The 5,641-nt window shown below is 57.0% G+C and carries 6 protein-coding genes; 4 read left to right on the forward strand and 2 right to left on the reverse strand.

Annotated elements, in window-relative coordinates:
* Positions 1–134: 134 nt before the first annotated feature.
* Entirely contained in the window at positions 135–707 is a 573-nt protein-coding gene (locus tag FGE21_RS19540; protein ID WP_139665073.1) for a replication/maintenance protein RepL, read from the forward strand.
* A gap of 48 nt (positions 708–755) precedes the next feature.
* A complete protein-coding gene (locus FGE21_RS19545; protein WP_139665074.1) occupies positions 756–1,142 on the forward strand; it encodes a helix-turn-helix domain-containing protein in 387 nt (128 codons plus the stop codon).
* Positions 1,143–1,162: 20 nt separating this feature from the next.
* Here FGE21_RS19545 and FGE21_RS19550 read toward each other — a convergent pair whose 3' ends face one another.
* Both FGE21_RS19550 and FGE21_RS19555 read right to left on the reverse strand, forming a co-directional pair.
* Positions 1,163–1,879: a type II toxin-antitoxin system PemK/MazF family toxin gene (locus FGE21_RS19550; RefSeq protein WP_139665075.1), complete on the reverse strand. Its 717-nt coding sequence runs from the start codon at positions 1,877–1,879 to the stop codon at positions 1,163–1,165.
* Between the two features lie 26 nt (positions 1,880–1,905).
* Positions 1,906–3,138 carry a hypothetical protein gene (locus tag FGE21_RS19555; protein ID WP_139665076.1) on the reverse strand — a complete coding sequence of 411 codons (1,233 nt, stop codon included), beginning with the start codon at positions 3,136–3,138 and terminating at the stop codon, positions 1,906–1,908.
* Positions 3,139–3,338: 200 nt separating this feature from the next.
* On the opposite strand from FGE21_RS19555, the gene FGE21_RS19560 reads away from it, so the two are divergent.
* Both FGE21_RS19560 and FGE21_RS19565 read left to right on the forward strand, forming a co-directional pair.
* Positions 3,339–3,866 (forward strand): RNA 2'-phosphotransferase, encoded by a 528-nt coding sequence (locus FGE21_RS19560; RefSeq protein ID WP_139665077.1) that lies wholly within the window; start codon positions 3,339–3,341, stop codon positions 3,864–3,866.
* 253 nt (positions 3,867–4,119) lie between these two features.
* Positions 4,120–5,454, forward strand: coding sequence for a plasmid recombination protein (locus tag FGE21_RS19565; protein WP_255731675.1), 1,335 nt, complete (start codon positions 4,120–4,122; stop codon positions 5,452–5,454).
* Positions 5,455–5,641 lie beyond the last annotated feature (187 nt).

The following is a 5,641-nucleotide window of genomic DNA, read 5'->3' on the forward strand; positions in this document are numbered from 1 at the left end:
CACAGCTGTGACCTGGGCCTGAGCGAAATTTGTGCAGACATGGACGAATTTTGACGGCATAATGCCGGCCATATGTGATCGACAAATGACTATGTGTGAATCAAATTTAACCACCGATGGACTAGGGGTAGGTCATGGATGAACCAGGGCGGGCAAAATCCGAAAACCGGGAAACACTCCCGAGCAAACCCACTCGTGGCCACTTCGTGCAGACTGACCGCGCCGCTCATGAGGCTTGGGCACGGTTAGGCACGAAACATCCAGCGGCCTCCGCGTTACTCCATGTCTTGGCAGCCAATGTGGGCGACCAGAACGCCGTCGTCGCATCACACAAGGTGCTGGCTAAACTCATGGGCTCGTCGGCCTCCACCGTGAAACGCGCACTGAAAACCCTCGAAGCTGGCAATTGGATCGAGGTTCAACAGATCGGCGCGAGCGGCACGGTCAACGCCTATGTCCTCAACAGCCGCGTGGTGTGGACCGAAGCCAGGGACCGCCTGCGCTACGCCCGCCTTCAGGCAGAGGTTCTTCTGGCCGAAGATGAACAACCCGAACCTATCGAGGCCGACAAAGCTGCTCTGCACCACCTTCCGCGCATTGGAGAGATGCAAATCCCCTCGGGCAGCGGCTTGCCCCCAATCTCTCAGCCCAGCTTCCCAGGAATGGAGGTCGATCTGCCGGGCACCCCGGCAAGGGAAGACGAGTAAACAGGCGAACAGGATAAAAACAGGCAACTACGAACGATAGGAAACCCCATGGTGTACACCCTTGGAGAGGCTGCGAAGGCCACGGGGAAGTCGAAGGCGACCATCTCTAAGGCCATAAAATCAGGACGAATATCCGCTTCAAAGGACGACACCGGTGCGTTTCGCATCGACCCTTCTGAGCTGCACAGGGTTTACCCGCCAACACCCATGGGTGAACACAAGGAAACCCCAAAAGAAACACCTGTGAACACCGCAGAAACGGGTGATTTCAAAGCATTACAGGCTCGTCTTGAAGCTGCCCAAGAACGACTGGCGGACAAAGAGGCAGTGATCGCCGATCTGCGTGAAGACAGAGACAAGTGGCGGCAACAGGCAACGGCTCTGCTAGAGGACAAGCGCCCGAAAGGCTTCTTCGAAAAGCTCTTTAGGCGCTAAGAAACGGTCCTCAGGGGTCGCTAACCTTCCTTACGGTTCAAACTCAATATGGGTCGACCGCCCTGAGTTTCCCGCTTCTCCGGCCGCTCTGCGGCTTCTGGGGCACGCGGTGTCGCCTCTTTTGCCGTTTGTGTAATAGTGCAGAAGGAGCGATTGAGAACTTTTTCCAAGAGCCCGAAAACAGCCGTCATGTCGTCAGCGCTGACCTTCGGAAAGACCGGTTTTCCCCTCAAATCTACCAAGGGCCGCAACCTGTTTGTGTTCACGGTGTACAGGTGATCACACACAACGTAGGCAACGATCCCTTTATCCCTACCCTTTGGATTGGGGTTTTCAGCAAGTTGATGAAAGTGTGTTCCGGCTTTTTGAGCCGCGCTAGTAACTGGTAGCACAATGCAAGTATCGTGCCGCAACTTGTTCGCGGCGCGTATAATAATGCCAGGGTGCTCTCTCTCGAACTCAGGGGCATAAGCATCGTGGGGAAAATCCACCCAATACATCTGGCCCACACGAGGGCGGCTCATCAGCCTTCCCTCTCTCCGGCTAAGAGGGACATATCCGGCCTGCACAATCTCTTCATGCGTAGGAAACGGATGGCCTGCGGCGGTCACAAGGTTGGAAACATCAGGTTTTTCGCGAAAACTCGCACGAACATAGCCCGCGTCAAGGAGCTCTACCTCTGAAGGGAAAGTGGAAGCAGGTTTAGCTTTCACGCTTTTGTCTTCGTCTTCTGGCATCAATAACCTTCCACTTTTCGCTAAGACTAGTCGGCGACCCCTGTATTCAGAGGATGATTGTACTGCCCAATGGCAGCCTCACGCGCCAAAGCCCTATAACCAGATTCATACGTTTCCAGGCGACGCATCCGCTCTCGATATGACCAACGCCGACCAGGCGTGTCCGCCTCGATCCTTAAACGCGCCACTCCCCTGATCCCAGGCATACTCCGATGCCTCGACAAGGGCACCAGAACGTCTTCTGAGTACATTTCAAGAAGGTAATACCTATCCTCAGCCAGTGCCTCTGACGCGCTTTGGATTACATCGGTTAGACGTGAAACATCAGAGTCTGCTTTGGTACTGCGTGACGTTAGCACAGAGATCGGGAACATAGGTTCAGCATCCTGGTCGCCGCTCTCAAAGACCCAAGGCTCGTACCAAATTGCGCCAATATCTTCGAGCGTGCGCAACCTGTGCCAGAAAATGCTCCAGTCCTTAGCATGATGCGGCATCATCCAATCACCTCGCGACACGAGGCCATCCCCCAACCGCAGAGCCCAAATCGCATGAACACCAATTTCAAAGACCTTGCGAGCAGGGAAGTCATCTGGCGCCACAAGGCTCAGCGCGGAAATAGGGACCCCATATGTACTATCGATCTGCACCAGGCCGTAGAGGTCAACCAGCATACGCAATAGCATCGGATCCCCGACCTCACGGACCCTACGCAGCAAAGACGCTTCAGCAGCCAAGCCGGTCACCATACCTACTGGTAAGAAAATCGGGTCGCTATCCGTCGGTATTTCTTGGAGCTTGTACTGTGGGTAAGCTTTAGATGACTGCTCCGTGTGAGCCGCAAACCCATGTTCTATGAGTTCATCGATCGCGACCTTAGCTCTAGGCTTACCTATGCCAACATGACGCTCGCATGCCTTCGTGGACCACTTCGAAAGCTGATGATCGCTGCCAGTCCCGGCCGAAATGACAAGATAAGCGGTGATGAAATTGAGCCGGTTTGTGACCTCGACCTCCCACAAACGCTCCCAAACATCCCTGTCAACGGCAAAGAAGTTCCCGCCGCGGTCTCGTGGAGACAGCTTGGAGCGTGCACCTGTCGCGCCTTGGCTAGATTCGGACATCACCTTCTCCATGCACGCCAAATTTCCCAAACACTGTCTGCCTCTGTCCCCATCAAGGTAATCAAGGATATCAAGGACATCAAGAAAATTAGAACTAATCAAGGTAATCAAGAAAAACGTATCATGATCATAAAACATTCTTCTTTTAACTTCAGTTACTTACACAACCTTGGCAGTTGATATTTAACGTTTAGACGCTATATCTAAGAGCACAGCTTCGGCTGCTTCGGCTGGCAACAGCCTTTTGGAATTCACACCGTTTAGGTGCTTCGGAGAGGGTCTGAGAAGACTCTCTCCTTTCCATTTTGGGACCATGTACCAACGGCCCCCACTGGCAAATGAGCAAAGAGAGCAAGTTCCTGTCGCGTGTTCTGCGCCATGAGCCCGACCTGATCGGACTCACACTTGGCCCTGGCGGATGGGTCCAAGTGGACGAGCTCCTACGCGGCATGAAACGGGCGGGTCACCGGCTTTCCGCCGATGCTCTCCGACAGATCGTCACGGACAACGACAAGCAACGGTTCACACTCTCTGAGGACGGCCGCCGTATACGAGCCGCCCAGGGACATTCCGTTGTCGTTGATCTGGGCCTGACGCCCATCGAGCCACCGGCCACGCTGTTCCATGGCACGGCGCGCAACAACCTCGACGCAATCTTCGCGAGCGGCCTCAATCCTGGTCGTCGCCAGCATGTCCACCTGTCGCCAGATGAGGAAACCGCCGTGAAGGTTGGCACCCGGCATGGTCGCCCCGTGGTGTTGCGGGTGAACACCGCCGCAATGCATGCGAACGGGTTGCCCTTTTGGCGCGCCGACAATGGCGTCTGGCTGACCTCAACCGTCCCCCCGGAATACCTCGGCTTCTGATACCCGCACCTCAGAATAAGCGGACACCTCTTGCAAACCCATCCTGACATCGCCCTCCACAAGGCAGGGGAAGGATGGGGTTTGCGCCGTCCTGGGGGACGGCTCTGGCGGGGTTTCGAAAGGAATTATGTGCCCGAGCAATGGGGAGGGTTTCAAAAGGGAGGGGAGCTTGCTACCTTCCCTTTGCCTACGGCATAAGCATGCTTATGCCTAGTAGGTTAGATCATAAATGATCTCCTACGGAGGAAACGTCATGGAAGACCTTGCAGCCGGGAACCCTCGGGCCGTCGCTACCCGCATCCAGAGCGACGAAGGTGGCAGGGCTGGGGGGCAACGAAAGCATGATCTCCGGCACGCCCCCATTCCAGGATACGTGAACCAGGAGCGCATGCACCTGAACAGCGTGATCGTGCAGCCCATGACCCCCGGCGCGCTCCGGAAGATTTGCCAGGAACGCCGCGAGCTCCGTGCCACCAAGCGCGCGATGAAAAGCAACGCGAGCGTGGCGATTTCCGGGATCATCGTGTTCGGGCGCGAGGTCCAAGCTGACTTTGAGGCCCTGAGCATCGAACAGCAGGACATGGCCTTTCGGGATGTCGCTGAGGCCATTGCTGCCCGCCTCAACAGCACGGTGACCGGCCTGGTCGCGCATCGTGACGAGACAGCCCCTCACGCGCATTTCCAGCTTCCCGCCTACGATCTCAACGGGAATGCCATCAGCGCGATGACCAAACGGGGGGTCACATCGGAGCTTCAGACCATCACGGCCGAGGTCATGAAGCGCCATGTTGCCAGTGCCGAGCGTGGGCATAGCAAGTACGACCGTCTCAGGGCCGGCGCGGAGTTCGCCGACACAGTGCATCGCTCCGTGGCAGAGCTTCACCACGATCTTGGTCCCGAGATCGCCGCGGCCCTTTCGAAGCGAAGCGGGCTCGAGGAAGAGGCCGAGACGTTGGCCAGGCGTGTCGCCAAGCTTCGTGAGAAGGAGGAGCTGGCGGCCAAGGAGGTCAAACGGCTTCAAACCTACGAACGTCGGCTCGCCAGCAAGCAAGAGGAGCTGGATGCGCTTCAGTCCGAAATTCTGCGACTTGAGGATGCCGCGAACCAGGAGCGAGACTTCATCGACGGTGCAGCGGCTATCGCGGATGAGCAGTGGGAGAATGCAACCGCCGCCCTGAACGCTCAGAGCGCCGCAGAGGCGCGTCGGAAGGCCGTAGAGGACGAGACCACCCAGATCCGCGAGACGGCGCTCAGAGAGGCGCAGAGCGCCGCTGACGCGCTTCTGGCAAGGTCTGAGGACGAGGCCGTGCAGGCGGCCCGGCGAGTGACAGAAGAAACGTCTCGTCGCCTGGAGAAGGTTCTGCTTGATGACGGCCAGAAAGCGTTGCTCAAAGTCGAGCGAGAACGCGATGTGTGGCGAGGTGCTTTCGAAACCCTGAGGGACACGGCCAAGAAGGTCATCCCGGAAGGCTTGTATCAGACCCTGCGGACGCAGTTCATGGATCGATGGGGCCAGCACCCGGACAACCCTGATCGCAAACCAGAGCCACCACGCGCCTCTTACTCGTCCGGTCCCTCCGGCCCCTGACCCATTCTCAGCAAATTCAACCACTGCCACAGGCGCAGGGAGGTAGAATTGGGGATATCCCTTCCCCTCCCTGCCTGACCCACCCTATCCCTACGCGTTGCGCTGTTGGTAATCGACCACGCTACTGCAAGGTTCGAGCTAATCGATATCTGTTATGCAGGCTCCTTCGTCGCCTGCGTCGTTCAAA

Origin of the sequence: Phaeobacter sp. B1627, assembly GCF_006265095.1 — a bacterium.
In the GTDB taxonomy this organism is placed as follows: Bacteria; Pseudomonadota; Alphaproteobacteria; order Rhodobacterales; family Rhodobacteraceae; genus Epibacterium.